This window comes from Citrobacter sp. CK195 (assembly GCF_030333365.1).
GTDB classification, from domain to species: domain Bacteria; phylum Pseudomonadota; class Gammaproteobacteria; order Enterobacterales; family Enterobacteriaceae; genus Citrobacter_B; species Citrobacter_B koseri.
In genome coordinates this window covers 350749-377139 of sequence record NZ_JAOWGB010000022.1, presented here as the reverse complement: position 1 = coordinate 377139, position 26391 = coordinate 350749, and the positions used below count along the sequence as shown (strand labels likewise).

The 26391-nt window shown below is 54.4% G+C and carries 21 protein-coding genes and 1 pseudogene; 13 read left to right on the top strand and 9 right to left on the bottom strand.

The features are described from left to right. The first annotated feature begins 51 nt into the window (after window positions 1-51). From OGX93_RS06700 to OGX93_RS06690, 3 genes are all read left to right on the top strand, one after another. Window positions 52-1329 (top strand): efflux RND transporter periplasmic adaptor subunit, encoded by a 1278-nt coding sequence (locus tag OGX93_RS06700; protein ID WP_286449684.1) that lies wholly within the window; start codon window positions 52-54, stop codon window positions 1327-1329. Between the two features lie 11 nt (window positions 1330-1340). Then, window positions 1341-4487 (top strand): CusA/CzcA family heavy metal efflux RND transporter, encoded by a 3147-nt coding sequence (locus OGX93_RS06695; RefSeq protein ID WP_130028760.1) that lies wholly within the window; start codon window positions 1341-1343, stop codon window positions 4485-4487. Between the two features lie 627 nt (window positions 4488-5114). After that, a complete protein-coding gene (locus tag OGX93_RS06690) occupies window positions 5115-5810 on the top strand; it encodes a flagellar brake protein (protein ID WP_012133436.1) in 696 nt (231 codons plus the stop codon). A gap of 64 nt (window positions 5811-5874) precedes the next feature. On the opposite strand, the gene OGX93_RS06685 is transcribed toward OGX93_RS06690, so the two are convergent. Next, window positions 5875-7050, bottom strand: coding sequence for a coiled-coil domain-containing protein (locus tag OGX93_RS06685; protein WP_012133435.1), 1176 nt, complete (start codon window positions 7048-7050; stop codon window positions 5875-5877). A gap of 407 nt (window positions 7051-7457) precedes the next feature. Between OGX93_RS06685 and OGX93_RS06680 the strand changes: the two genes are divergently transcribed. The 6 genes from OGX93_RS06680 to OGX93_RS06655 all read left to right on the top strand — a co-directional run bounded on the left by OGX93_RS06680 (window position 7458) and on the right by OGX93_RS06655 (window position 14746). Then, window positions 7458-8543 (top strand): YncE family protein, encoded by a 1086-nt coding sequence (locus OGX93_RS06680; protein ID WP_024130569.1) that lies wholly within the window; start codon window positions 7458-7460, stop codon window positions 8541-8543. A gap of 125 nt (window positions 8544-8668) precedes the next feature. Further along, window positions 8669-10063 carry a phenylalanine transporter gene (gene pheP / locus OGX93_RS06675; protein ID WP_153258196.1) on the top strand — a complete coding sequence of 465 codons (1395 nt, stop codon included), beginning with the start codon at window positions 8669-8671 and terminating at the stop codon, window positions 10061-10063. A 191-nt stretch (window positions 10064-10254) separates the two neighbouring features. Further along, window positions 10255-11496 carry an MFS transporter gene (locus OGX93_RS06670; protein ID WP_199971345.1) on the top strand — a complete coding sequence of 414 codons (1242 nt, stop codon included), beginning with the start codon at window positions 10255-10257 and terminating at the stop codon, window positions 11494-11496. 15 nt (window positions 11497-11511) lie between these two features. After that, complete coding sequence (locus tag OGX93_RS06665; RefSeq protein ID WP_199971346.1) at window positions 11512-12540, top strand: sugar phosphate isomerase/epimerase family protein; 1029 nt, start codon at window positions 11512-11514, stop codon at window positions 12538-12540. After that, window positions 12537-13688: a Gfo/Idh/MocA family protein gene (locus OGX93_RS06660; RefSeq protein WP_153258200.1), complete on the top strand. Its 1152-nt coding sequence runs from the start codon at window positions 12537-12539 to the stop codon at window positions 13686-13688. The genes OGX93_RS06665 and OGX93_RS06660 overlap by 4 nt, the downstream gene beginning before the upstream one ends. A 77-nt stretch (window positions 13689-13765) precedes the next feature. Continuing rightward, window positions 13766-14746, top strand: coding sequence for a LacI family DNA-binding transcriptional regulator (locus tag OGX93_RS06655; RefSeq protein WP_049010295.1), 981 nt, complete (start codon window positions 13766-13768; stop codon window positions 14744-14746). Window positions 14747-14748: 2 nt separating this feature from the next. Here the strand turns inward: OGX93_RS06655 and OGX93_RS06650 are convergent, their stop codons facing one another. Both OGX93_RS06650 and OGX93_RS06645 read right to left on the bottom strand, forming a co-directional pair. Further along, window positions 14749-15993 carry a mechanosensitive ion channel family protein gene (locus OGX93_RS06650; protein ID WP_286449685.1) on the bottom strand — a complete coding sequence of 415 codons (1245 nt, stop codon included), beginning with the start codon at window positions 15991-15993 and terminating at the stop codon, window positions 14749-14751. A gap of 74 nt (window positions 15994-16067) precedes the next feature. After that, complete coding sequence (locus tag OGX93_RS06645; RefSeq protein ID WP_286449686.1) at window positions 16068-17504, bottom strand: MFS transporter; 1437 nt, start codon at window positions 17502-17504, stop codon at window positions 16068-16070. A gap of 107 nt (window positions 17505-17611) precedes the next feature. Here OGX93_RS06645 and OGX93_RS06640 point away from each other — a divergent pair, with 107 nt between their 5' ends. After that, window positions 17612-18478, top strand: a complete 867-nt coding sequence (locus OGX93_RS06640) for a helix-turn-helix transcriptional regulator (RefSeq protein ID WP_049010291.1) — start codon at window positions 17612-17614, stop codon at window positions 18476-18478. 91 nt (window positions 18479-18569) lie between these two features. Here the strand turns inward: OGX93_RS06640 and nfsB are convergent, their stop codons facing one another. From nfsB to OGX93_RS06625, 3 genes are all read right to left on the bottom strand, one after another. Continuing rightward, window positions 18570-19223, bottom strand: coding sequence for an oxygen-insensitive NAD(P)H nitroreductase (gene nfsB, locus OGX93_RS06635; protein ID WP_047458272.1), 654 nt, complete (start codon window positions 19221-19223; stop codon window positions 18570-18572). Between the two features lie 120 nt (window positions 19224-19343). Further along, window positions 19344-19712, bottom strand: a complete 369-nt coding sequence (locus OGX93_RS06630) for an MmcQ/YjbR family DNA-binding protein (RefSeq protein ID WP_058668738.1) — start codon at window positions 19710-19712, stop codon at window positions 19344-19346. Further along, entirely contained in the window at window positions 19712-20293 is a 582-nt protein-coding gene (locus OGX93_RS06625; RefSeq protein WP_012133421.1) for a TetR/AcrR family transcriptional regulator, read from the bottom strand. The genes OGX93_RS06630 and OGX93_RS06625 overlap by 1 nt, the downstream gene beginning before the upstream one ends. A 190-nt stretch (window positions 20294-20483) precedes the next feature. Between OGX93_RS06625 and OGX93_RS06620 the strand changes: the two genes are divergently transcribed. Then, window positions 20484-21584 (top strand): MBL fold metallo-hydrolase, encoded by a 1101-nt coding sequence (locus OGX93_RS06620; RefSeq protein ID WP_012133420.1) that lies wholly within the window; start codon window positions 20484-20486, stop codon window positions 21582-21584. Window positions 21585-21613: 29 nt separating this feature from the next. Next, a complete protein-coding gene (locus OGX93_RS06615) occupies window positions 21614-21955 on the top strand; it encodes a RamA family antibiotic efflux transcriptional regulator (RefSeq protein WP_024130566.1) in 342 nt (113 codons plus the stop codon). 36 nt (window positions 21956-21991) lie between these two features. On the opposite strand, the gene OGX93_RS06610 is transcribed toward OGX93_RS06615, so the two are convergent. Then, window positions 21992-24136 (bottom strand): TonB-dependent siderophore receptor, encoded by a 2145-nt coding sequence (locus tag OGX93_RS06610; RefSeq protein ID WP_060815872.1) that lies wholly within the window; start codon window positions 24134-24136, stop codon window positions 21992-21994. 157 nt (window positions 24137-24293) lie between these two features. Here OGX93_RS06610 and OGX93_RS06605 point away from each other — a divergent pair, with 157 nt between their 5' ends. Then, window positions 24294-25919: an alpha/beta hydrolase-fold protein gene (locus OGX93_RS06605; protein WP_115609512.1), complete on the top strand. Its 1626-nt coding sequence runs from the start codon at window positions 24294-24296 to the stop codon at window positions 25917-25919. Here OGX93_RS06605 and OGX93_RS06600 read toward each other — a convergent pair. Both OGX93_RS06600 and OGX93_RS06595 read right to left on the bottom strand, forming a co-directional pair. Continuing rightward, a complete protein-coding gene (locus OGX93_RS06600) occupies window positions 25848-26096 on the bottom strand; it encodes a DUF1158 domain-containing protein (RefSeq protein ID WP_012133415.1) in 249 nt (82 codons plus the stop codon). The genes OGX93_RS06605 and OGX93_RS06600 overlap by 72 nt on opposite strands. A 68-nt stretch (window positions 26097-26164) precedes the next feature. Beyond that, window positions 26165-26263, bottom strand: a pseudogene (locus OGX93_RS06595) (hypothetical protein); the annotation flags it as partial. Window positions 26264-26391: the final 128 nt, after the last annotated feature.

Below are 26391 nucleotides of genomic sequence, written 5' to 3'. Positions count from 1 at the left end.
GGCATATCTCCCGCGTAACTGATCCAGAAAATGGATCGAATGGAAGTCACTATGGCGTCTTTAAAAATAAAAAATACCGCGCTTATTCTCGGCAGTATGATCGTCGGAGGGATTATCTCGGTCGGCGTTTACGCTTATTTTGCGTCTGCGCATCAGCCTGTCGATACTGCGCCTGCCTCCGAAAAAGAGGCCCGTAAGGTTCTGTTCTGGTATGACCCCATGTATCCGAATACGCGCTTTGATAAGCCCGGTAAATCGCCGTTTATGGATATGGATCTGGTGGCGAAATACGCTGACGAAGAGTCAGACACGACCTCTGCGCCAGGCGTGCGTATCGATCCGGTACAGACGCAGAATTTAGGGTTAAAGACGGAGGCTGTCCGCCGTGGGCCGCTGCGCTACGCGCAAACTTTTCCGGCTAACGTCAGTTTCAATGAATATCAGTTTGTGATTGTGCAGGCGCGTTCCGCTGGCTTTATCGATAAAGTCTGGCCGCTGACGGTGGGGGATAAAATTAAGAAAGGAACGCCGCTGATCGACCTGACCATTCCTGACTGGGTTGAAGCCCAGAGTGAATATTTACTGCTGCGGGAAACGGGCGGTACGGCAACGCAGGTGGAAGGCATTCTTGAACGACTGCGTCTGGCCGGGATGCCGGAAGAGGATATCCGCCGCTTAGTCTCGACCCGTAAAATTCAGACCCGCTTTACCCTGAAAGCGCCTATTGATGGGGTGATCACCGCGTTCGATCTGCGCGCCGGGATGAATATCGCCAAAGATAACGTGGTGGCGAAAATCCAGGGGATGGACCCGGTGTGGATCAGCGCGGCCGTTCCTGAATCCATCGCATGGCTGATTAAAGATGCCTCGCAGTTCGATATTACCGTGCCCGCGTGGCCGGATAAACGCTTCACCATCAGTAAATGGACGATTCTGCCAAGCGTGGACGCCACCACCCGTACCCTCCAGTTGCGCTTACAGGTTGATAACCCTGATGAAGCGCTCAAGCCTGGAATGAATGCGTACCTGAAGCTGAAAACGCAAAGCGAACCGATGCTGCTAATCCCGTCTAAGGCATTGATTGATAATGGAACGGAACAGCGGGTGATCGCCGTTGACAACGACGGTCGCTTTGTACCGAAACAGGTCTCGGTGTTCCATGAATCACAAGGCGTGACGGCGATTCGCGCCGGGCTTGCCGAAGGTGAAAAAGTGGTCTCCAGCGGACTGTTCCTGATTGACTCCGAAGCCAATATCTCCGGCGCGCTGGATCGTATGCGGGCGCAATCTTCCTCTGCTGCGCCCGATCATGCGGCCCATTCACATTGAGGGAATGACAAATGATTGAATGGATTATCCGCCGCTCCGTAGCGAACCGTTTTCTGGTTGTGATGGGGGCGTTGTTCCTCAGCATCTGGGGAACCTGGACCATCATTAACACGCCGGTTGATGCGCTGCCTGACCTGTCTGACGTGCAGGTAATTGTGAAAACCAGCTATCCGGGACAGGCGCCGCAGATTGTTGAAAATCAGGTGACCTATCCATTGACGACCACCATGCTGTCGGTGCCAGGCGCGAAGACGGTGCGCGGTTTCTCGCAGTTTGGCGATTCTTACGTGTACGTCATTTTTGAAGATGGCACCGATCCCTACTGGGCGCGTTCCCGCGTGCTGGAGTACCTCAATCAGGTGCAGGGGAAACTGCCTGCGGGCGTCAGCGCGGAAATGGGGCCAGACGCCACCGGCGTCGGCTGGATATTTGAATATGCGCTGGTGGATCGCAGCGGTAAACACGATCTGGCGGAACTGCGCTCTTTACAGGACTGGTTTTTAAAGTATGAGCTGAAAACCATTCCGAATGTGGCGGAGGTGGCCTCGGTCGGCGGCGTGGTGAAAGAGTACCAGGTCGTTATCGACCCGATGAAACTCACGCAGTATGGCATTAGCCTTGCGCAGGTGAAGTCGGCTCTGGACATGTCCAACCAGGAGGCGGGGGGCTCCTCCGTCGAACTGTCAGAAGCGGAATACATGGTGCGCGCCAGCGGCTATTTGCAGACCCTCGATGACTTCAACAACATTGTGCTGAAATCCGGTGAGAACGGCGTTCCGGTGTACCTTCGCGATGTCGCCCGCGTACAGATTGGCCCGGAAATGCGCCGGGGCATTGCTGAGCTGAACGGCGAAGGCGAAGTGGCGGGCGGGGTGGTGATCCTGCGTTCCGGTAAAAACGCCCGGGACGTTATTTCCGCCGTGAAGACGAAGCTGGAAACGCTGAAAAGCAGCCTGCCGGAAGGCGTTGACGTCGTGACAACCTACGATCGCAGCCAGCTGATTGACCGCGCCATTGATAACCTCAGCTACAAATTGCTCGAAGAGTTTATTGTGGTTGCGCTGGTCTGCGCGCTGTTCCTGTGGCATGTCCGCTCTGCGCTGGTGGCGATCATTTCGTTGCCGCTGGGCCTCTGTATTGCCTTTATCGTGATGCATTTTCAGGGGCTGAACGCCAATATTATGTCGCTCGGCGGGATCGCCATTGCGGTAGGGGCAATGGTGGATGCCGCGATTGTGATGATCGAAAACGCGCATAAACGGCTGGAGGAGTGGGCGCACCAGCATCCCGGCGACCCGCTGGATAACGAAACGCGCTGGAAAGTTATCACGAACGCCTCGGTGGAAGTGGGCCCGGCGCTGTTTATCAGTCTGCTGATTATTACCCTGTCGTTCATCCCGATTTTTACCCTCGAAGGGCAGGAAGGACGCCTGTTCGGCCCGCTGGCATTCACCAAAACCTATGCGATGGCAGGGGCAGCCTTCCTGGCGATCGTGGTGATCCCGATCCTGATGGGCTACTGGATTCGCGGCAAGATCCCGGCAGAGAGCAGTAATCCGCTTAACCGCTTTTTGATCCGCATTTATCACCCGCTGCTGTTGAAAGTGCTGCACTGGCCGAAGACCACGCTGCTGGTGGCGGTACTTTCGATCCTGACGGTCATCTGGCCGCTTAATAAAGTGGGCGGGGAGTTCTTACCGCAAATTAACGAGGGCGATCTGCTGTATATGCCTTCCACGCTACCGGGGATTTCGGCGGCGCAGGCGGCGGATATGCTGCAAAAAACCGATAAACTGATCATGACGGTGCCGGAAGTGGCACGCGTGTTCGGCAAAACCGGCAAGGCGGAAACGGCCACCGACTCTGCGCCGCTGGAGATGGTGGAAACGACAATCCAACTGAAACCGCAGGATCAGTGGCGACCGGGAATGACGATGAACAAAATCATCGAAGAACTGGATAAAACGGTGCGCTTACCGGGGCTGGCGAATCTGTGGGTGCCGCCAATCCGTAACCGAATCGACATGTTGTCTACCGGGATAAAAAGCCCGATCGGTATTAAAGTGTCCGGCACCGTGCTGGCTGATATTGATGCCACGGCGGAGCAGATCGAAGAGGTTGCCAGAACCGTGCCGGGCGTTGCGTCGGCGCTGGCGGAACGGCTGGAAGGAGGCCGTTACCTCAATATCGACATTCATCGTGAAAAAGCCGCCCGTTACGGGATGACCGTCGGTGATGTACAACTGTTTATTACCTCCGCAGTCGGTGGGGCGATGGTAAGCGAAACCGTGGAAGGGATTGCGCGTTATCCCATTAATCTGCGCTACCCGCAACGCTATCGCGACAGCCCGGAAACCTTACGTCAACTGCCGATTCTGACGCCAATGCAGCAGCAAATTACCCTGGCGGATGTGGCGGACGTGAAGATCGCGCCAGGACCGTCGATGTTGAAAACCGAAAATGCCCGACCTGCAAGCTGGATCTATATTGATGCGCGCGATCGTGACATGGTGTCGGTAGTTAACGATCTGAAAAAAGCGATCGCGGAAAAGGTGCAGTTGAAACCGGGAACCAGCGTGGCGTTTTCCGGGCAGTTTGAGCTTCTTGAACGCGCCAGCCATAAGCTGAAGCTGATGGTGCCGATGACGCTGATGATTATTTTCGTTCTGCTGTATCTGGCGTTTCGTCGGGTGGGGGAAGCGCTGCTGATCATTACCAGCGTTCCTTTCGCCCTGGTCGGCGGGATCTGGTTCCTGTACTGGATGGGCTTTCATTTGTCCGTTGCCACCGGAACAGGATTCATCGCGCTGGCAGGCGTCGCCGCAGAGTTTGGCGTGGTCATGCTGATGTACTTGCGTCATGCGATTGAAGCGGAGCCGTCTCTGGATAATCCACAAACCTTTACGGCAGAGAAACTTGATGAGGCGCTGTACCACGGTGCGGTTCTCCGCGTGCGGCCAAAGGCCATGACCGTGGCGGTGATTATCGCCGGTCTGTTACCTATTTTATGGGGAACCGGGGCGGGTTCAGAAGTGATGAGCCGTATTGCCGCGCCGATGATTGGCGGTATGATCACCGCGCCGCTGCTGTCGCTATTTATCATTCCGGCGGCGTATAAACTGATGTGGTTGCGCACGCATCAACATAAGCGCTCATAACGTTATACCTGCTGCGCCAGTCGTCCGGCTCGTGGAGTACGCTTCATGGGCCGGATGAGATGCCATAGCGTATTGAACGGTGAATTATGTTTATCTTTTAAAATCAATTTATTACTGTTGCGTGGTGAATATTTTGTCTTTATCGCCGCAAAGAAAGTAAGCCTTAACAGGTTAATTTATTTTAAGTGTTTCTGCTCAGGTTCATTATTATTTTTTCCCTCCTGACGTTACATTTTTGTTCTCCAGATCTTCTTCAATATTAAAGACGATGCCGCAGTGTAAATTCCACGCATAATGAAAAAATCCGACAGTCTACTCCTTTAGTTTATATTGCAATCCCTCTTTTTTTATTTCAGAATCGCGGCGCGAGCAGCGATGTTATTCCAAATTGTTATAATTTTGAGTTAAATTTGTATTGTGTAGCACATAAGTTACGCTAACTTTAATCATTTATGAATGTTTTTATGTATCAATAAAACGGCAAAAATAGTTAAAAACTTAATTTCTCACGAATTATTTGATCTGGAATCCATTATGGTAATCAAAAGCCAGGGATGGGGGACGATTTTGCGTTTTTCACATAAACGAGAATGAGATGTATCTCGAATAAAAAATAAGGACTTGCTGATGAGTTTTGGATTGATGAAGGATAACAAGTTTGAAATTATCGCTGTTTTCCGTGAAGAGCTACTAAAGAAGACTAAACTAGAGCTTAAATATGCCAACACTAGTGTGGTCACGCAGCTGGAAAAAGTTGATTTTGAACATTTTGTTATCCCTCACCATAAGGATATTGTCACCAAAAAGATCCAAACGTTTATTCTCCATAGTGAAAATGGAATTATAAAATTTAACGCCAGAATTGATCAGGAAATGTCAGACGGCATGGAGAATGCGCTGGCGTATTTCATTCCCGAGATGGTCTTTCTTATACAACGACGCCAGCATCAGCGCTTCTCCTTCCTGAAGGGACACAGTTTCAACTGCTTTGGACGATATAAAAATGGAGAGAATTATTCTTTCAAAATTAAAAATATGTCCAGGGGGGGATGTGCATTAATTGCGCAGGATGCGAATACGCGTTTTCTCTATAAAGATGCCGTCATAAAAGGCGCGTCTCTGGATTTTGAGCAATTCGGCTATTTGCAACTCGACTTAAAAGTGGTGGATGTGGTGATGGTCAATGAATTTGATGCAGAGAATCAGCTGTATTCCTGTTATCAGGTCTCCTGTCGTTTTGATTTTAAAAATTCGCGTGAAGAAGCAGAGATCGAAAGAATCATCATTAGTTTTTTAATGGGCAATAAAGTTCGACGGCTATAAAGGGTAAAGGGTGGTCATGATGATGTTGTGAGCAACGGTATCCCTGCCTCCCTGACGCTCCGCCTTACCCGGCGAGGATCTCTTGTTCCGCATGTTTTACCTGAACTTCCAGCGTATCGCGAATTTCCGCTAATGCGCGCTCCTGCTCGGCAAAGTACGCTTCTTTGTCGGTTACGGATGTGGCAAGACGCCAGGCGTTCTCCGTTTCCAGCTCGCTTATCTCTTTGAGCAGGGCGTTAATTTGCGTTCTGAGTTGCTCTATCTTACTGCGCAGATGGGCAAGATTGTTCAGCCTGTCGCTCGCCAGCATCGGCTCCAGACCGCTTTGCAACTGGGTAAGTAGCGAACGGATCGTGGCCAGGTCGGCATTCTGCCGGGCCTGGTTAAGTTGAACCATCATCTGGTGCGCTTTTTCTTTCAGCTCATCGGCGACCACGTCCGGGTGGCAGAGTCGGCTGGCCTGGCGCCACAGGCGTTTAAGCTCATTACGTTCATCAGCGGAGAGGCGCTGATCGCGCGCATAGCGGTGCTGCGCATCCTGATGCTGCTCCTGATATTCCTCATATTCGTGATCGGCCTCTTCACGCGCCTGTCGGGTTGCGCTGTCATCCTGACGTGAGAAATCATTCTCCAGTTCGCGAATTTCCGCCAGCAGGGAGGTGATAAGTTCCGTCTGCTGCTGAATACGCTCTCTGGTTTCCACCGCTTCCCGGGAGGTTGAGCTAAGGCTCACCCAGTGCTGTTTAAGCTTCACTAACTGATCGATAGCCTGAGAAATATACTGCTGGCAGGACTGATAGTCCTTTTCACGTCGTCTGAGTTCGGCCTCTTGCCTACGCTGCGCGCTGGCGGCCAGCTGTTTGCGTAGCTCCAGAATACGGCCCATGAGCGGGCCAAGGCGCAAGTGATACAAATCGTTGAAATCGTCGAGGATCTGGATGCGGGCATTGCGTTTGTCGATCAGCTCGCGTAGCTGCGTTTCGAGCGCCTTCAGTTCCAGCTTGCTGGCGGCGATGCCGGGGTCCTGCCACGTCGAGACGGCGCGCTGGGACTGTAACCAGGCGGCAATTTCACGCATCGCGTCGCCGAAACGTCGCTCCTCGATCGCCAGGGCAATGGTGCCGATGGCCGCATCCAGAGAGGCGTCTTTCAGGTGCGCAAGTTGCTGATGGATGATCTCCTCATCCTCAAGTTCGATGGCGCTTTTGACGATCTCTAACCGTTTAATGATTTTATTCATGACAGCCGATGCCCGACGTGACTCAAAAACGAGTGACAGATAGTAGATCCGACTCACGCGTTTGAAAATATAGAAAAAAAATTAAAACATATTCTGTGGTGTGTGAAGCCTTTTCGTCCAGAACAATTCATGAAAATTATACGACGTGCCCTGGTATGCCCATCTGGCTTGTACTTCAAACCACCGTTTTGAAATTTCGTCTTTCGGGTGAATTATTCTTGCTTCGCTAAAGAGAATAAGTATAGTTCTCATTCTCTTTATTATTTAATGGCCTGGCGGCGAATGCGCTTACGGTTCGTAAGACTTTCCCTCTCTACACGGATGGTTCATCACGTCACTGCCGTGTGCAAAGGACGTTATCAGGCTTTTTTCACATGGTTCACATTACCCAGGTAAGGATTTCCAAAATGAAAAAGACAACATCCGCGTTGGCCCTGCTGATTGCCGTTGCATTAAGTGGTTGTGCGGCCACTTCCGGTTCTTCAACCCCCGTTGCGCCGCAGGCAACGCCGACGGCGCCAGCCGTTGCGACCGATGTTCAGAAACGTGATTTAGCCGATGGACTGTATGAAATGGCGTTAAGCCCGTCAGGCGATGCGCTTTACGTTGCCAGCGCCGAAGGTTTTAAAGATGTGCAGGGCGGGGTGGTCTACAAACTGGACCCGAAGACGCTGAAAACCATTGGCGCCAGCCACACTGACCTGAAAAACTTCGGTATGGCGATTTCGCCGGACGGTAAAACCGTCTATGTCACCAATTCGCTGGATGGCGGCGTGAGCGCGCTGAATACCGCCGACGGCAAAGTGAAAAACCGTGTGCTCTTCCCGGAACGTAACCCGGAAGGATTCCCGTACGGCGCGCGTCAGGTTCTGCTGCATAACGGCCTGCTGTATATCGGCGCCGTTGCCGATCCGGCGGTGATCTGGGTCGTCGATGCCGACACCCTGAAGTTGAAAACCCGCATCAAAAATACCGGTAAATGGATGACCGGTCTGCACTACTCTGACAGCACGCAGCGTATCTATGCCGCGAATGGCGGCGGTGAAATTCTGGTTATCAATCCTCGCACGCAGCGCGTAGAAAAACGCTGGAAACCGCTGGGTGATAAACCGGCGCTGCTGCTGAATATGGCGGAAGATACGCAAACCGGTCGCCTGTTTGTTACCGACAACTCCAAAGCGAAAACCACGCTGGTGCTGGATATCCATACGGGCAAACTCATCAAACAGCTGGATGTGGGTGACTCCTTATCGGTGAAATTCAACCCGAAACGCAATGAGCTTTATATTTCTCAGCGTGAGTCCGGGAAGTTGCTCAGTCTCAACGCGACGGATTACAGCGTGAAGAAATCCTGGGATCTGCCGCCGAATCCAAACAGCCTGCTGCTGTCCGCCGATGGCCAGACGCTGTATGTCACGGTGAAACAGAAATTCAATAAAGATCACTCGACTGATGCGCCAGACAGCGTGGTGCGTATTGATCTGAACAAATAATAAATAGCGTTGCCTCGGGGCGTCAGGCAGGGATGTCTGGCGCATCCCTGAGGATTGTGCCTTGCGGCAACTATAGCGAAATGTTAAAAGGTGCCCCTTCAATAAAAACGATACAGGGGTAGGGCGTGAAAAACGCGTCAACTGCATCTGGCAACAGTTTGTCTGATGCTGCGTCGAACGGAGAGCCGACGCTTCAACGGGGGTTGCAAAACCGCCATATTCAATTGATTGCGCTGGGCGGCGCAATTGGTACAGGTCTGTTTCTGGGGATTGGCCCCGCCATTCAAATGGCTGGCCCGGCGGTTCTCCTGGGTTACGGCGTCGCCGGAATTATCGCTTTCCTCATCATGCGCCAGCTGGGTGAAATGGTGGTTGAAGAACCCGTTTCCGGCTCTTTCGCGCACTTTGCATACAAATACTGGGGCCCCTTCGCCGGTTTTCTTTCCGGCTGGAACTACTGGGTCATGTTCGTACTGGTCGGGATGGCGGAGCTGACTGCCGCCGGTATCTATATGCAATACTGGCTTCCCGATGTTCCAACCTGGATCTGGGCCGCCGCGTTCTTCATCATCATCAACGCCGTTAACCTCGTGAACGTGCGCCTGTACGGTGAAACGGAGTTCTGGTTTGCGCTAATCAAAGTGCTGGCGATTATCGGCATGATCGGCTTTGGCCTGTGGATGCTCTTTTCTGGTAACGGGGGAGAACATGCCAGTATCGAGAACCTCTGGCGCTACAACGGCTTTTTCGCTACCGGCTGGAACGGGCTGATCCTCTCTCTGGCGGTGATCATGTTCTCTTTCGGCGGGCTTGAGCTTATTGGGATCACCGCCGCTGAAGCGCGCGATCCGCATAAAAGCATTCCAAAAGCGGTGAATCAGGTGGTTTACCGTATTCTGCTGTTTTATATCGGCTCGCTGGTGGTGCTGTTAGCGCTTTATCCGTGGGTGGAAGTGCAATCCAACAGCAGCCCGTTCGTGATGATTTTCCATAATCTCGACAGTAACGTGGTGGCTTCTGCGCTGAACTTTGTCATTCTGGTGGCCTCGCTGTCGGTTTATAACAGCGGCGTCTATTCCAACAGCCGTATGCTGTTCGGTCTTTCCGTTCAGGGAAATGCGCCGAAGTTTTTAACCCGCGTCAGTCGCCGTGGCGTACCGGTGAACTCGTTGGTGCTCTCTGGCGCTATCACCTCGCTGGTGGTACTCATCAACTATCTGCTGCCGCAGAAAGCCTTTGGCTTACTGATGGCGCTGGTGGTCGCCACGCTGCTGCTGAACTGGATTATGATCTGCCTGGCGCACCTGCGTTTTCGCGCGGCGATGCGGCGCAAAGGTCGCGACACGCAGTTCAGGGCGTTGCTGTACCCTGCCGGGAACTACCTGTGCATTGCTTTTCTGGCGATGATTCTGGTTCTGATGTGTACCATTGACGATATGCGCATGTCGGCGATATTGCTGCCGGTATGGATACTGTTCCTGTTCGTTGCCTTTAAATTACTGCGCCGTAAAACCCGTTAATCCTGCTGCCCGGTGGCGTTGCGCTTACCGGGCCTGCACAGCCGCCACCCGCAACATCGTGCCACGCTTCACCTTTATCGTGACTCTCCTCGCAATTCTTATTTTATCCGCAGGATCTTTGTTTTGTAATCGATTACTTTTCATTTTGAGTTTATTTGTAATCGATTACTTTTTAAAGGTGAGGCAAAAAAATGGTGTCGACAACCGAAAGTAGTGGAAAACAGACCGTACAGTACCGGCTGCTGGTGCCGAGACTGTCGTTAATGATGTTCTTACAGTTCTTCATCTGGGGGAGCTGGTCGGTGACGCTGGGGCTGGTGATGACCCAGTACAACATGTCGCTGCTGATTGGCGATGCGTTTTCCGCCGGGCCGATCGCCTCCATCCTGTCGCCGTTTGTACTGGGGATGCTGGTGGATCGCTTCTTTGCGTCGCAAAAAGTGATGGCGGTGATGCATGTGGCGGGGGCGGCGATTCTGTGGTTTGTGCCGCAGGCGCTGGTGGCGCAAAACGGGGCATTGCTCATCGGGCTGCTGTTTGGCTATACGCTGTGCTACATGCCAACGCTGGCGCTAACCAACAACATCGCCTTTCATAGCCTGTCAGATAAAGATAAGACCTTCCCGGTTGTGCGCGTGTTCGGCACGATTGGCTGGATTGTGGCCGGTATTTTTATCGGCGTGACGGGGATTTCCGACACCACCGGGATCTTCACGCTTGCCGCGCTCTGCTCTGTGATTCTGGCGCTCTACAGCCTGACGCTGCCGCACACCCCTGCGCCAGCGAAGGGGTTGCCGGTGAAGACACGCGATCTTTTTTGCGCTGATGCGTTTGCATTACTCAAGACCCGCCACTTCTTTGTGTTCTCGCTTTGCGCGACGTTAATCTCCGTGCCGCTGGGAACTTACTACGCCTATACCGCCTCGTTCCTGGCGGATGCTGGCGTGGGCGATGTCAGCACCGCGATGTCATTCGGCCAGATGTCCGAAATTGTCTTTATGCTGGTGATCCCCTTCCTGTTCCGCCGCCTGGGGGTGAAATACATGCTGCTGATCGGGATGTGCGCCTGGTTTGTCCGTTATGCCTTCTTTGCGCTCGGCATCAGCGAAGAGGGGCGCTTCCTGCTCTATCTCGGTATTTTGCTTCATGGCGTGTGCTATGACTTTTTCTTTGTCGTGGGTTTTATCTATACCGACCGCATTGCCGGAGAAAAGGTGAAAGGGCAGGCGCAAAGTATGATCGTCATGTTTACCTATGGCATCGGTATGCTGCTCGGCTCGCAGATCTCCGGCGCGCTGTACAACCGCCTGGTGGCGGGGCAGGCGGTTCCCCAGGCCTGGGTGACGTTCTGGTGGCTCCCGGCAGTGGCCGCTGCGGTGATTGCCGCGATTTTCCTTTTCGCTTTCAAGTATGACGAGAAAGAGCAGGCGTAATTTTCAGGAGGGGTTATGAGAACCATTAAGGGACCGGGTATTTTTCTGGCGCAGTTTATCGGCAGGCAACCCCCGTTTAATACGCTGGAAGGGCTGGCCGGTTGGGCGGCAGGGCTGGGTTATAAGGCCTTGCAGATCCCCTGCAATCATAAAGCGTTGTTTGATGTTGAACAGGCCGCCGTGAGCCAGACCTACTGTGATGATATTCGCGGGATGCTGGCGGATCACGGCCTGGTCATCAGTGAATTATCGACCCATCTTGAAGGTCAACTGATTGCGGTACACCCGGCCTATGATGAGGCGTTTGCCGGTTTTGCGCCGCCGTCGGTGCGCGGAAACCCGCAGGCGCGACAGGCATGGGCGACGCAGACGTTGCAACAGGCTGCCGCCGCTTCGCAAAAACTGGGGCTGACCGCACATGCCACCTTCTCCGGTTCGCTCGCCTGGCCCTATTTTTACCCCTGGCCGCCGCATAATCGTCACCGTTTTGACGAGGCGTTCAGCGAACTGGCGCGCCGCTGGCGACCGATTCTCGACTGCTTTGATGAGCATGGCGTGGACGTGTGTTATGAGATTCACCCCAGCGAAGATTTGCACGATGGCGTCACGTTCGAGCGTTTTTTAGCGCTGGTCGACGATCATCCGCGTTGCCATATTCTGTACGATCCCAGCCACCTGCTGCTGCAACAGATGGATTATCTGGGTTTTGTGGATGTGTACCACTCGCGCATTAAAGCGTTTCATGTGAAAGATGCCGAGTATCGCGCCAGCAGCCGTAGCGGCGTATACGGCGGGTATCAACCCTGGATTGAGCGGGCCGGGCGGTTTCGTTCGCCGGGCGACGGACAGGTGGATTTCAAAACGCTGTTCAGCAAGTTCGCCCAATATGATTACCCCGGCTGGGCGGTACTGGAGTGGGAGTGCTGCCTGAAAGAAGCCGCCACCGGCGCGCGTGAGGGCAGTGAATTTATTCGCCGTCATATTATTCCGGTTTCTGAGCATGCGTTTGATGATTTCGCTGCGGGTGATGAGGTACGTAAATGATTCAGGTTGGCATTATCGGAACCGGGTTTATTGGCCCTGCGCATATTGAAGCCTTGCGCCGACCGGGAAACGTATCGGTGGTTGCGCTTTGCGACAGTTCGCTGGAGAAGGCGCAGGAGAAAGCCCGGGCGCTAAACGTTCCGCACGCTTACGGCAGCGTGGAGGCATTACTGGCGCATCCGGGATTGCAGGTGGTACACAACTGCACGCCGAACTATCTTCATGCCGACATTAATCGCCAGGCGTTGCGGGCGGGGTTGTCTGTGTTCTCCGAAAAACCGCTCTGCATGACGCCGGATGAAGCGCGTGAACTGGCCGCGCTGGCGGAGCAGGCGGGGGTGGTGCATGGCGTGAGTTTTGTCTACCGGCAGTTTGCGATGGTGCAGCAGGCCGCCAGCATGGTACGCGCCGGGAGCGTCGGGCGGCAGTTTTCCGTGCAGGGCAGTTATTTGCAGGACTGGATGCTGCTGGAAACCGACTATAACTGGCGCGTAGACCCTGCGCTTGGCGGGGACTCACGCGCGGTGGCGGATATTGGTTCACACTGGTGCGACACGGTGCAGTTTGTTACCGGAAAGCGGATTGTGGAGGTGATGGCGGATCTTGCCACGGTCTGGCCAACGCGTAAGGCCAGCGTGGAAGGGGGCTCGACGTTTACTCAGCCGCTCACGGAACGCCAGTGGGTAGATAAACCGGTCAGCACGGAAGACAGAGGCGCGGTGCTGGTACGTTTTGATGACGGCAGCAAAGGCTGTTTCAGCGTTTCACAGGTGAGCGCCGGGCGGAAAAACCAGCTGACATTTGAGATTAACGGCAGTCACTGTTCGCTGGCCTGGGATCAGGAGGTGCCGCAGCAGCTGTGGATCGGCCACCGGCAGCAGGCGAATCAGATCCTGACGGACGACCCCGGATTAATGAACGCGGATGTGGCTGGCAGCGCGCACTTTCCCGGTGGGCATATTGAGGGCTGGCCGGATGCCTTTAAAAACATGATGCAGCAGTTTTATCTTGCGGTGCAGGCAGGAAAAATGCCCGCGCCGGAGGTGCGTCGTTTTGCCTCGTTCGCGGACGGTGCTGACGTGATGTATATCATTGACGCCATTGTGAAAAGCCATCAACACCAGCGGTGGGTGAGCGTGATGCGGTAAACCTTCGCCCGGTTCGCCGGAGGGCGATTTTATGGTAGCCTCAACACAAAGCGCAAACCGCAGGATGTGTCGCCGTTATGTCTATTCAAAAAATCGCCCAGCTCGCCGGTGTGTCGGTGGCGACGGTATCACGCGTGCTCAATAACAGTGATACCGTCAAAGCCAAAAACCGCGAGCGCGTGCTACAAGCCATCAAGGAAAGTAACTATCAGCCCAACCTGCTGGCGCGCCAGCTTCGCACCGCGCGCAGCTCAATGATTCTGGTGATGGTTTCAAATATTGCGAACCCTTTTTGCGCAGAAGTGGTGAAGGGCATTGAAGAAGAAGCGGAGAAAAACGGGTATCGCATTCTGCTGTGTAATTCAGGCTCGGATATGGCGCGTTCAAAATCGGCGCTGAAACTGCTCTCGGGGAAAATTGTCGATGGCATTATCACTATGGACGCGTTTTCAAAATTACCGGAGCTGACCACCATGATCGGCGATGCGCCGTGGGTGCAGTGCGCGGAATACGCCGATAAAGGCGCGGTCTCCTGTGTGGGGATCAATGACGTTGATGCCGCACAGTCGGTCATCTCCCATCTGGTCGAAAAGGGGTATCAGCGGATTGCGCTGATCAACCATGACTTAAGCTATAAATATGCGCGTCTGAGGGAGCGGGGGTATAAGGCGGCGCTTCATGCCTGGTCTCTGGATTATCAGGCGGTAGAGTATGCCAGCGAACTGAGTTCCAGCGCCGGAATGGCGGCGATGGACGTTTTGCTGGCGGCAGAAACGCGCCCGGATGCGGTTTTTGCGGTATCGGATACCCTGGCGGCAGGCGCCATGCGCGCCATTGCCAACGCCGGATTGCGCATCCCGCAGGATATCGCCGTCGTGGGTTTTGACGGTACGGAGCTGGCGGAGATGGTCTCCCCGCAACTGACCACTATCGAGCAGCCTTCCCGCGATATTGGCCGTAAAGCGGTCGGGCTGCTGCTGAACCGGATTGAACACCCGGATGCGCCAACCGAAAGGGTGATGATGGACTGGCGCTATATTTCCCGCGCCAGTACCTGATATTAGCGCTGAAACGCCCCGGACAGCGTGCGAATATCGTTTCCTGTAGGGGACTGGTGAATCCGTAAGCCAAACTCTTCGACCACGGCAAAAATGTGGTCAAAAATATCGGCCTGAATACTTTCATATTCCAGCCACACCACGGTATTGGTAAACGCGTAAATCTCAATGGGTAAACCCTGATCGTCCGGCGCAAGCTGGCGTACCATCATGGTCATATCTTTGCGGATACGCGGATGGTGGCGTAAATATTCATTCAGGTAGGCGCGGAAAGTGCCAATATTGGTCATTCGACGATGATTGAGTACGGATTCCGGCGCAGTCTGCTGTTGGTTCCATTCCTGAATTTCCTGATGGCGGGTGGTTAAATAGGGCTTTAACAAATGCGCTTTATATAAACGCTGCTGCTCATCCTCATCAAGAAAATGAATGCTGGTGGCGTCGATACTGATGCTGCGTTTAATTCGGCGACCGCCAGAGGCGGACATGCCGCTCCAGTTTTTGAAAGAGTCCGAAACCAGGGACCAGGTGGGGATGGTGGTAATGGTATTATCCCAGTTACGCACTTTCACGGTGGTTAAGCCGATATCGATCACCGCGCCGTCCGCGCCGTATTTCGGCATTTCCAGCCAGTCGCCCAGCTTCAGCATATCGTTCGCTGAAAGCTGTATACCCGCGACCAGACCGAGAATGGGGTCTTTAAACACCAGCATTAAGACGGCGGCCATCGCGCCGAGACCGCTAATGAGAATAGCCGGAGACTGACCTATCAGCAGGGAGATCATCAGAATACCGATGATAATGGCGCCGATGAGTTTGATGCCCTGGAATATCCCTTTCAGCGGAAGCTGAGACGCCGCCGGGAATTTTTGCGACAGGTTGAGAATAACATCCAGTAATGAAAAGACGGACAACAGGGCATACATCATGATCCACAGCTGTGCGCAGGTGGTTAATATCTCAGCCGCCTCAGTCCCCTTTTGTAGCCAGAGCACAGCCTGAATATTGACGATAATCCCCTGGAGCGTAAACGCCAGGCGGTGAAATAATTTATTCTGGGTAATGATTTGCAGCCACAGGCGTGAACTGGCGCTGGCGCGCTTTTCAAAGGCTCGCAGCACCACCCAATGCAAAATAATATGCACAATGATGGCAGTGAGAAAAATAATGCCAAAAATCATCACCAGCGAAGTGGTGTGATTCATTTCGATCCCGAGTTCTTCTACCTGAGATATTAATTCCTGCATAACGTCTCCTTTATAAACAGCGGTCTATGATGACCGCTGTGCGGATATTATGCAAATTGCGCGGCGCAGGTTTGCTATTTTGACGCCATACAGGGGCGGGTTGCATTGATATTCAATGCGCGGCGAAACCATAATGTCGCCAGAACCAGACTGAGCATCATGGCGGCTTCGACGGCCAGAAAACCGATCACCGACTGCGTATAATCGCCGTGACTATTGTGTTGCAGATGCAAAAATAACGCCCCCAGTACCGCCGGGCCAAGCCCCAATGTGGCTTGCTGCAACGTGCTTAAAATGGCGCTTCCGGCTCCGGCATCCTGCGTACTGATATCGCGCATGCCGATACGATAAAAGCTGTTCACGATCAGCGCCTGTCCATAACCTATCAGGGCCGTTGCCGGCGCCAGCGCGAAGGTGGATGTTTGCATGCCCGAATGCCAGAAGGTCATCATTAACCCGGCTAAGCCGACTATCTGAATCGCCAGACCCATCAACAGAATACGCCCCATGCTGTAGCGCGCAATCAATCGCGGTGCGTAGCAGGCCGAGATGAAATAGGCCGCGCCGAGGGCGATAAAGCTGTTGCCGGATTCCCACGGCGCCATCCCCAGACCCATTTGCAGAGTCAGCGCCATACAGAACATAAAACCCGACCATGCGCTAAAAAACAGCAATGCGATCAGAATGCCGAAACGGATGCTGGTCAGCCGTAACAGGCGCGGCGGCAGAAGCGGGTGCTGGTGGCGCAGCTCCTGCCGGAGCGCATTTTTACGCATCCACCATCCCAGCGGGAGAATGGCAAATAGCGCCGCCTGAGCCTGCCAGGGCCAGCCGGTTTCTGGCCCCAGCGCCATAGGAAAAAGCAGGCAGCAGAGGATGGCGGTCAGACAGACGGTGCCCAACCAGTCGATGTCGGCGCGGGTTTCGCTGGCCGTTTCGGGAACGTGGCGGCGGCTGAATGCCAGTACCAGAAGGCAGACCGGGACATTAATAAAAAATGCGTTGCGCCAGCCAAGCCCGGCGATATCCGCCGAGACCAGCCAGCCACCGCCCATTTGACCGACGATAAAGGCAATGCCGCCAATACCGCCATATAAACTGATGGCCTTTGCGTGCGCGCTTCCTTTTAGCGTGACGTGAAGCGTGGCGAGAATTTGCGGCACGATCAACGCCGCGCCAGCCCCCTGCAAAATACGGGCGCCCAGCAGCATGTGAATAGAGTTCGCCAGACCGCAGAGCAGGGAGGCAACGCCAAAGAATGCGACTCCCCATATAAACAGGCGGCGGCGACCGTAGTTATCGCCGAGCTTGCTCCCCAGCGCCAGACAGACCGCGAACGTAATCCCATAGAGGGCGACAATTAACTCCAGTTGCGTCGTTGTCGCCTGTAAAGAGCGGGTAATGGACTCCAGGGCGACGTTGGTAATCGATGTATCAATAAGCGGCAGCATTTGGCCTGTCAGCAAGAGCGATAGCCCGGTGCGACTGAGTGAAACGGCTGACGTATTCATGGTAACTCCATTGCGTCATTCAACAGATGGACGTAGCATTACTGAAGAATTAAACGGGTACCAGTTCCTGGTTATACTGGTATTGGTACTACCATGCTGGAGGTAATATGACGGTGATGACGCGACGTGAGCCCACGGTGATGCAACCCGCAGACAACCGGAAGCAGCTCGGCGCATTTTTACGCGCCCGGCGGGAAAGCCTCGATCCGCAACGTATGGGGCTGCCGCGCGTCGGTCGGCGACGAACGCCCGGTCTGCGCCGCGAAGAGGTGGCGATGCTGGCGGAAGTTGGCGTGACCTGGTACACCTGGCTGGAACAGGGGCGGGAGGTGAATCCCTCTGAGTCGGTACTGGTTGGCGTTGCGAATGCGCTGCAATGCAGCCCGCTGGAAACCCGACACCTGTTTGTTCTGGCCGGGCTGACGCCGCCGGAATCGACGCAGATCACCGTGTGCGAGGGGATCAGTGCGGGAACCCGCCGTATGCTTGACAGCCTGATGCCGCAGCCAGCCAGCATTCAGAAACCCAATTTTGATATTGTGGCGTGGAATGAGAGTTTTTGTCGGCTGATGGGCGTGGATTTTGCCACGATCCCGGATGACGATCGCAACTGTATTTACCTCTACCTCACCAACGAAACCTGGCGCAGTCGCATAGAAAACCGCGACGTGCTGCCGACGTTTGTCTCTTATTTCCGTGCGGCAATGGCGGAACACCGTGGCGATCCGGGGTGGGAAAATAAACTGGCGCGCTTTTTCGCCGCATCTTCTGAGTTTGAAGCGTTATGGCATCAGCGTTATGAGGTGCGTGGCGTGGAAAACCAGGTGAAGAATTTTCTCCATCCCCGGTTAGGGCGTTTTAGTTTGCAGCAGATGTACTGGTATTCCGCCCCGCGTAACGGCTCCCGGTTGTTGGTGTATTTACCGATGGATGAGGCCGGAGAACAGGCACTGGCGTGGCTGGATAAGCAGTAAAATGCCCGGTGGCGCTACGCTTACCGGGCCTACAATAGCGTATGCTCCGTAGGCCGGATAAGGCGCAGCCGCCATCCGGCATAACAAGAAATCAGACTTCCGTCAGGGTGGTTTCCTGCGGCAGGCGGGATTTCGGCAGCGCAGCGTTAAAATCTTCTACGCTGTGATGGCCGACAGGCACCACGACCAGGCTGGTATAACCTTTCTCTTTCAGGCCAAATTCAGCGTCAAGAACCGCGGCGTCGAAGCCTTCAATCGGTACGGCGTCCAGACCCATCGCGGCGACGCCCAGCAGGAAGTTGCCAACGTTCAGGTATACCTGTTTCGCCATCCACTGATCGTCATCTTTCAGGTCGCGGCGGTGCAGATCCGCGAAAAAGCGACGGCCTTTGTTATTTGCCGCTTTGGCTTCCGGCGTGGCAAAACGGCCATCGGCATCTTCCTGATCGACAACGCGATCCAGCCAGGCGTCGTCCATTGCGGTTTTTGCGCAAAACACGACGACATGGGAAGCATCCAGCATTTTGCGCTCGTTAAACACGAAATTACCGGCGGCGGATTTCGCAACGCGCGCTTTCCCTTCTTCGGTACTGGCGACGATGAAATGCCACGGCTGAGAGTTGGTGCTGGAAGGGCTATATTGCAGCAATGTTTTGAGTTTTTCCGCTTCGTCTGCGGTCAGTTGTTTGCTGGGATCGAACGCCTTAGTGGAGTAGCGTTTTAAGGCGACAGAAACGATATCCATAAATACTCCTGATGTTTTTTAATACCCTGCGGGTGCGTTTTCGTGCCAGCAGGGTACAGGGTTAGCGCATAAAAGATAAGAGAGAAAAGTGCGAAAACACTTATCGATATCAACGATAAATCAGGTGGGGCGCAGACGCTTTTGATCTTTTTTAGCCAGACCATCCACCACCAGATTCCAGGAGTCGCCGATCAGGTCGGCGAGCAGCGATGGTGTGATATCGTCTCCTGCGTAAACGGAAATCCAGTGTTTTTTGTTCATGTGGTAACCGGGTTCAATACTGCGATAAATCTGCTGATTTAACAGGGATTTCTGTGGATCGGACTTCAGGTTCACAAACCGACGGCCGCGTTGTTCTGAAACGATCATGAATATCTTGCCGCCGACTTTAAAGACATCAAACTCCGGGCCGAACGGCCAGCAGTGTTCGGTGAAAGGCAGTTCGAGCGCGATGCGTTTCGCACAACGATGCAGCGTCTGGCCGTCCATTATTTTTCCTCGCGGGTGAGGGCGCGCCACATCGCTTCAAAACCCAGCGAGATGTACTCATTTGCGTGGGCCGGATCGCGGGCGGCAAATTCCATCGTGGTTTCCGCCAGGGTGAGGAACAGGGCATCGCCAAAGGCGCGGTATTCGTCAGACATGAAAATGGGCAGAACCGAACGATGGCAGAGATCGCGCAGTTCCGGGAACATATCGTCCGCCAGTTGCTCGGTTTCTTTCGTGATTTTCTCACTAACCGCAAGCTGGCGGATGGTGCGGTGTCCGTTAGTGTTGTTCAGGCCCCAGTTGATGTAGCTGTTCCAGATGAAGTGCGTCATGGTTCTGGTGTCGGTGATTGAGCGGTCCAGATTCGCCATCATCGACTGGCAGAGATCCTGCTTCAAATGCAGATAAAGCTCGTTGATTAAGTCATCTTTTGTCGCGAAATAGCGAAACAATGTTCCCTCAGCAACACCTGCGTTGCGAGCAATGACGGCGGTGGAGGCGGCAATGCCGGATTGCGCGATCGCTTTTGTTGCGGCTTCCAGTAACGCCAGTTTTTTGTCTTCACTCTTCGGACGAGCCACTACACTTTACCCTTAATGATGTAAAAAACATGATTGAAACACGCTCTTTGCAGCGCCGCAACGGTGAATGTCAAAGATTGAAAATCATCTTGACGAGATTCCTTCGCTTTCTATAATGAGTGCTTACTCACTCATAATCAAGTGACAGTCGCGCAAACCAGCGGAAAGGGGCGCGTTTTCGGATCAGGATATGAAGCGTCTCACAATTTGTGTGGTTGTTATTATGCTTATTGCTTCTACAGCGAGTCTGCCGTTTGTCCTTAACGCCGGGTTTGGTCAGGTGCCGCAGGGCGCTCAACTGAGCCTGGTGGAACAGTCTCCACACTATCGTGATGGACAGTTTCATAATCAATTACCCACCCCCGGTTACACCGGGGATAAGGGGATGCTCGCCGCATGGTGGGAGTTTCTGGTCGCTAAACGTGAAAACGCGCGGCCTGCCCAGCCGTTGCCGCTGGTAAACACCGATCTCGCCAGCGTACCGCGCGATCGGGACACGCTCATCTGGCTGGGCCATTCCTCCTGGTATCTGCAACTGGCGGGAAAACGCATTCTGATCGACCCGGTATTCAGCAGCTATGCGGCGCCGTTTTCGTTTCTGAATAAAGCCTTTGCCGGAGACTACCCCTGGACGGCGCAAAATATGCCGGAGATCGACCTGCTGATCATCTCGCACGATCACTATGACCATCTGGACTACGCCACCATCAAAGCGCTGATGCCGAAGATTAAGCGGGTCATTACGCCGCTGGGTGTGGGATCGCATTTGCGCTACTGGGGCATGAATGGCGGGATTATCGACGAGCGCGACTGGAACCAGTCCGTCAGGATCGATGACGCGCTGCTGATCCACGTCCTGCCCGCGCGCCATTTTTCTGGTCGGGGGCTCAAACGTAACCAGACGCTGTGGGCGAGTTTTATGTTTGAGACGCCTGAACAGAAGGTTTATTACAGCGGGGATTCCGGTTACGGGCCGCATTTTAAGGCGATTGGAGAACAGTTCGGCTCAGTCGATCTGGCCATCATGGAAAACGGTCAGTACGACCGGGACTGGCGATACATTCACATGATGCCGGAAGAGACCGCGCAGGCGGCGCAGGACCTGCGCGCAAAAGCGATTTTACCCGGTCATGCCGGGCGTTTTGTCCTGGCGAAACACAGCTGGGACGATCCGTATAAACGTCTGGCGCTGGCGAGTCGTCATAAACGCTACCGCCTGCTGACGCCGACGCTGGGAGAACCGGTGATGTTGGCCGATCCGACCCAGCAGTTTACGGCCTGGTGGGAATAAGCGACCATTTTTCGGAGGGGGAGAGCACGATGACCATTTCCGCTCAGGTAATCGACACTATTGTCGAGTGGATTGATGATAATTTAAATCAACCGTTGCGCATTGATGATATTGCCCGCCACGCCGGGTACTCCAAATGGCATCTGCAACGCCTGTTTATGCAGTACAAAGGGGAGAGTCTGGGGCGCTATATCCGGGAGCGTAAGCTGCGGCTGGCGGCGCGTGATTTACGCGATACCGACCAAAGGGTGTATGACATCTGCCTGAAGTACGGTTTTGATTCGCAGCAGACCTTTACGCGGATCTTCACCCGAACCTTTAATCAGCCGCCGGGTGCCTACCGTAAAGAGAATCACAGCCGTACGCACTGAGTTTCCCCGGCAGCGCCTGGCTGCCGGGAATCTTTCTTACCAGGAATAGCTCACTGTTGCCGTAACCGTGCGACCCACGCCATAGAAGCAGGCGGTGTCGCTGGCGCAAGAGGCCACGTATTTCGTATCGGCGATATTATTGACATTAAACTGTACGGCTGCGCCTTTCAGGCTGCTGTTCAGTTCTCCCAGTTCGTAGCTCACCATCGCGTCATACAGATCCACCGCCGGCACTTTAAAGGTGTTTTTCGCATCGCCGTAGCTGGTGCCGATGTAGCGCACGCCCACGCCGGTCGTCAGGCTTTTCAGCGGGCCGCCGGGGAAGGTATAACTGGCGAAGGCGGAAGCCATGTGGGCAGGAATACGGGCAGGGGTTTTCCCTTCCGTACCCGCTACCGTGGTGTTGACGGTTTCCGCATCCGTGTAGGTATACGAGCCAATCAGGTTGACGCTATCCCACAGTGAAGAGTGAATTTCCGCTTCCACGCCTTTGGAACGCACTTCCCCTGCGTTTTCGAACCAGCCCAGCGTGCTGTTGTAAGTGGACACATTGCTCTGTTTGAGATCGTATAACGCCAGCGACATCAGCGTGTTATCCACCGGCTGATACTTCACGCCCACTTCGGTTTGTTTACCGGTAGTGGGTTTAAACGGCGCGCTGCCCGGCGCGCGGTTGGTTTGCAGATTAGGCTCATACGAGGTGCTGTAGCTGATGTACGGCGAGAGGCCGAAATCAAAGGCATACAGCAAGCCGGTACGCCAGGTGAACTTGTTGTCGTTCTGCTGCGTTTTCTCACTGTTGATGTAATCGGTGGTGCGAACTTCCGTCCAGTCATAGCGCCCGGAGAGCAGCAGTTCCCAGTTGTTCCAGCTCATCTGATCCTGCAAATAGAGGCCCATCTGATCGAGGTTCTGCTGTTCGTGGCTGGCGGGGCTGAAGGTGCTTTCATCGACGTTTACGCCATAAACCGGGTGCGTCCAGTCCATATCGTACTGCGAGCCGGAACCGCGCATTAACAGTTGCTTGTCGTTGCTGGACTTGTAATCCAGCCCGCCGAGCAGCGTATGGTTCATCTGCGCGGTCGCAAACTGTGCTTCCAGTTGGTTATCAATGCCAAACTCATTGGTCGTGCGCTCCTCATGCTGGGCGCGACGGCTGAGCAGCGTGCTTTCCGGTTTGCTGTTGAAGTAAACCAGATAGCGGTATTTTTGCTTGATGCTGGCATAGCGGGCGTTCTGGCGGAAGGTCATCATGTCATTGAACTGATGTTCAAACTCATAACCCACCATCGTCTGCTCACGCCATGACTGATCGTAATCAGGATCGCTGACGTTAAAATCGAGCGGAATATATTTTCCGTTAGCGCTGGTGACGGTGCCGTAAGCTGGCAGGAAGTTACGGTAGCCCGCATCGGGATCTTTCTGGTAGCTGGTCAGCAGCGTGAAACGGGTCTGATCGTTTGGATACCAGGTGATAGCCGGAGCAATCGCGACGCGCGAATCTTTATAGTCTTCAACCTGGTTATGCTGAGTGCGGGCGATCCCGTTCAGGCGATACAGTACCCGGCCGTCATCGCTCAGCGGGCCGCCGAAATCAAATGCGCCTTCCGCCAGATCGCGATTACCGGTGCTGAACTGAACCTTATGAATCGGTTCGCTGGTGGGGCGTTTGCTGGTCATGCTGATAAGCCCGCCGGGGTTCACCTGGCCAAACAGAACCGAAGCCGGGCCGCGTACCAGCTCTACCCGCTCCAGCAGCCACGGATCAACGGTGCCGGTTTGCGATGACGCCGTTGCGCCAAAGCTCAGACCATCAAGGAATTTAGGAACGTAGCTGAAGCCGCGTACAAACACTTCATCGTTACGGTTGGATGAGCCGCGATACTCCGTAAATGCCCCGGCGGTGTAGCGCAGCGCCTGGGAGACGGAGGTGGCGTCCAGCGCGTCCATCTGGTCGCGGGTAACGACAGAGACGGACTGCGGCGTTTTCACCAGCTCCGCGGAGGTTTTGGTTGCCGACAGGGTTTTGGTCGCCACCATTCCCTTCACCGGCGCAGTGGGTTCCTGGCTGACGCCTTGCGTCACCAGAATGGTCTCCTCCTGCGTTTTGGCAAACGTCGTCGTACTGACGGTCGCCAGACTGAGAACCCAGAGCTGCATTATCTTGTTATTTTTAAATATCATTTAGCATCCTTTTCTATGCCATACCTGAAATTGTCCGGTCGTCCTGTCAGACAAATGCCGGACTGCCATCCTCATTAAACGCGACAGATGTTATTGCAAATCATTACCATTTGCATTAGCGTTGTTAACAAATTTCATCAGGAAAGCACCGTTAATGAAGATGGCATGGAGTGGTTTGGTGATTGGGCTGGGGACGATGTCGGCTCAGGCGATGCCGTGTTCGACGCCCTCCGTTCAGGGAGAGCAGCAGGGGAAATTTGATGCCAGCGGCGAGATCTGCTTTGTGCTTCCCGCGCTGAGTGAAAATTATGTTTCGGCCACCCTGTCGGGGATTACCGATGCTCGTTTGCTGGACGGCCAGAACCGTCGCATCCGTACTTTACTGGAAGGCGGTCCGGCCGATGGCGAGCATCAGCTGTTGTTTTCTTTGCCGGTACAACAGGCCACCTCGCTGGTGTTGCACGGTAATGAGGGCGCTCGCTGGCGGTTTACATGGCAGATGAAAGAGACCACACCGCTGCCGAAAATACAGCGCGTCGCTCCCGTCAGCCCAACCTTGCAGCAACTGGAAAAAGCGCTGGCGGCAGGCGCCGGAACCGCTCATTTCTGGCAGGATCTACAGCGCAACGGCACGCCGCTGGTGGAGCCGGTTGACGACAGCCATAAGCGGGTTACGTTTCTGTGGCGCGGTGCGAAGCAGAACGTTTTTATTCTCGGTTCTCCGGCAGGCGATCACGATCCCCTGTTCCGCCTGGGCGATTCCGACGTCTGGTTCCGCAGCTATGTGGTGCCTGCGGATACGGTAATGCAGTACAAACTGGCGCCGGATGTTCCGTTGGTGAACGGTTCGCCGCGCGATCAGCGGCGGGCGATTCTGGTCAGCGCGCAGAGAGATCCGCTTAACCCGCTGACGCTTGGCGAGAAGTATGCCGATCGCTGGAATCAGTTTTCCCTTCTCGATCTGAGTCCCGCGCGCTTTTGCTCTGCGCAAGCTACCGCGCAGCCTGTTCGTTACGGTTCGCTTACGCGCAAAACATTGTTCAGCGAACGTCTGGGCAACAGTCGTGAAATTGCGATTTATCGCCCACACAGCGCACAACCGGCACGCTGGACGCTGATGCTGTTTGACGGCAAAACGTATCTTGATGATTACCATATCGATCGCGTACTGGATGGGCTGATCGCGCGCCATCAACTGCCGCCGATAAACGTGGTGTTTATTGATACGCTCGATCACGCCAGACGGGCGAAAGAGCTGCCGCCGAACCCTGATTTTGCCGACTTTATGGCGCATGAATTATTGCCCTGGCTGCGTCAGCAGGGGATAACAACGCAACGACAAAAAACGGTGCTGGCGGGCTCCAGCTATGGCGGGCTGGCGTCATCCTGGGTCGCGTTGCGCTATCCGCGTCTGTTCGGCAACGTGCTGAGTTTATCCGGTTCGTACTGGTGGGCGCCAAAAGACGAGGAGGCCAGCTGGCTGACGCGTCAGTACCAGAATTCGCCGCGTTATCCTGTCCGCTTCTGGTTGCAGGCCGGCCGCTTTGAAACCAAAGGCCCGGACGGCGGTATTTATCGCAACACGCTGGAATTTGCGCAGGTACTACGTGAAAAAGGCTATCCGGTGAGTTTCCATCCGTGGTCAAGCGGGCACGATTACGCCGCGTGGTGTGAAGCGCTGGTTCACGGTATGCGGGATTTCACCGGCTTAGTCAGCCAGCGAAAACCAGCGACGCCAGATAAAGCGGATCACGAAATATTCGAGAGCGCCAAGCGTTAAAAACCACAGGCAAAACAGCAGGGTGTAAAGCTGGTTGAGATCCATTAAATGGAAGGTCGCAACCAGCTTTTGCGCCAGTACCATGCCAGGCGAGGGCACAGGCAGCAGCAGGCAGGAGAGAAAAGCCATCAGCAGGATGCCAGCAGCGGTCATCAACGATTCAAGCGGGTGTTTCATGGCATTGTTAAACTTGAGTTAAAAAGCCATTGTCCGGGATATCGCCGGCTAACGCAAATCGTCGCCTACTGAATCAGATAACCGAAGTTTTCCAGCGTACGCAGGGAGCGCGCATTGTCGCACACCTCCTGGCGCTGCCACTTTTGAAAAGGGTGCGTGCCCCCGCCAGTTCAATTCCCAGCGTAAACGGTTCGGAAACGTGAAAATCGGGTAGCGGCATAACGTTCTCTTTTGTCAGGGCGTTGCGTTGAGTATAGATGTCAGGGAGGAGGAGGGGGGCGTGGTCTTTTCCCGC

What these genes read in the sequence shown, in the direction of transcription:
- OGX93_RS06620 (WP_012133420.1), top strand. Translation starts at nt 20,484, where the DNA reads ATGAAGCGTCTCACAATTTGTGTGGTTGTTATTATGCTTATTGCTTCT.
- OGX93_RS06680 (WP_024130569.1), top strand. Translation starts at nt 7,458, where the DNA reads ATGAAAAAGACAACATCCGCGTTGGCCCTGCTGATTGCCGTTGCATTA.
- OGX93_RS06650 (WP_286449685.1), bottom strand. Translation starts at nt 15,993, where the DNA reads ATGCAGGAATTAATATCTCAGGTAGAAGAACTCGGGATCGAAATGAAT.
- OGX93_RS06695 (WP_130028760.1), top strand. Translation starts at nt 1,341, where the DNA reads ATGATTGAATGGATTATCCGCCGCTCCGTAGCGAACCGTTTTCTGGTT.
- OGX93_RS06630 (WP_058668738.1), bottom strand. Translation starts at nt 19,712, where the DNA reads ATGGACGGCCAGACGCTGCATCGTTGTGCGAAACGCATCGCGCTCGAA.
- OGX93_RS06600 (WP_012133415.1), bottom strand. Translation starts at nt 26,096, where the DNA reads ATGAAACACCCGCTTGAATCGTTGATGACCGCTGCTGGCATCCTGCTG.
- OGX93_RS06690 (WP_012133436.1), top strand. Translation starts at nt 5,115, where the DNA reads ATGAGTTTTGGATTGATGAAGGATAACAAGTTTGAAATTATCGCTGTT.
- nfsB (WP_047458272.1), bottom strand. Translation starts at nt 19,223, where the DNA reads ATGGATATCGTTTCTGTCGCCTTAAAACGCTACTCCACTAAGGCGTTC.
- OGX93_RS06665 (WP_199971346.1), top strand. Translation starts at nt 11,512, where the DNA reads ATGAGAACCATTAAGGGACCGGGTATTTTTCTGGCGCAGTTTATCGGC.
- OGX93_RS06700 (WP_286449684.1), top strand. Translation starts at nt 52, where the DNA reads ATGGCGTCTTTAAAAATAAAAAATACCGCGCTTATTCTCGGCAGTATG.
- OGX93_RS06655 (WP_049010295.1), top strand. Translation starts at nt 13,766, where the DNA reads ATGTCTATTCAAAAAATCGCCCAGCTCGCCGGTGTGTCGGTGGCGACG.
- OGX93_RS06670 (WP_199971345.1), top strand. Translation starts at nt 10,255, where the DNA reads ATGGTGTCGACAACCGAAAGTAGTGGAAAACAGACCGTACAGTACCGG.
- OGX93_RS06685 (WP_012133435.1), bottom strand. Translation starts at nt 7,050, where the DNA reads ATGAATAAAATCATTAAACGGTTAGAGATCGTCAAAAGCGCCATCGAA.
- OGX93_RS06605 (WP_115609512.1), top strand. Translation starts at nt 24,294, where the DNA reads ATGAAGATGGCATGGAGTGGTTTGGTGATTGGGCTGGGGACGATGTCG.
- OGX93_RS06660 (WP_153258200.1), top strand. Translation starts at nt 12,537, where the DNA reads ATGATTCAGGTTGGCATTATCGGAACCGGGTTTATTGGCCCTGCGCAT.
- OGX93_RS06615 (WP_024130566.1), top strand. Translation starts at nt 21,614, where the DNA reads ATGACCATTTCCGCTCAGGTAATCGACACTATTGTCGAGTGGATTGAT.
- OGX93_RS06640 (WP_049010291.1), top strand. Translation starts at nt 17,612, where the DNA reads ATGACGGTGATGACGCGACGTGAGCCCACGGTGATGCAACCCGCAGAC.
- OGX93_RS06645 (WP_286449686.1), bottom strand. Translation starts at nt 17,504, where the DNA reads ATGAATACGTCAGCCGTTTCACTCAGTCGCACCGGGCTATCGCTCTTG.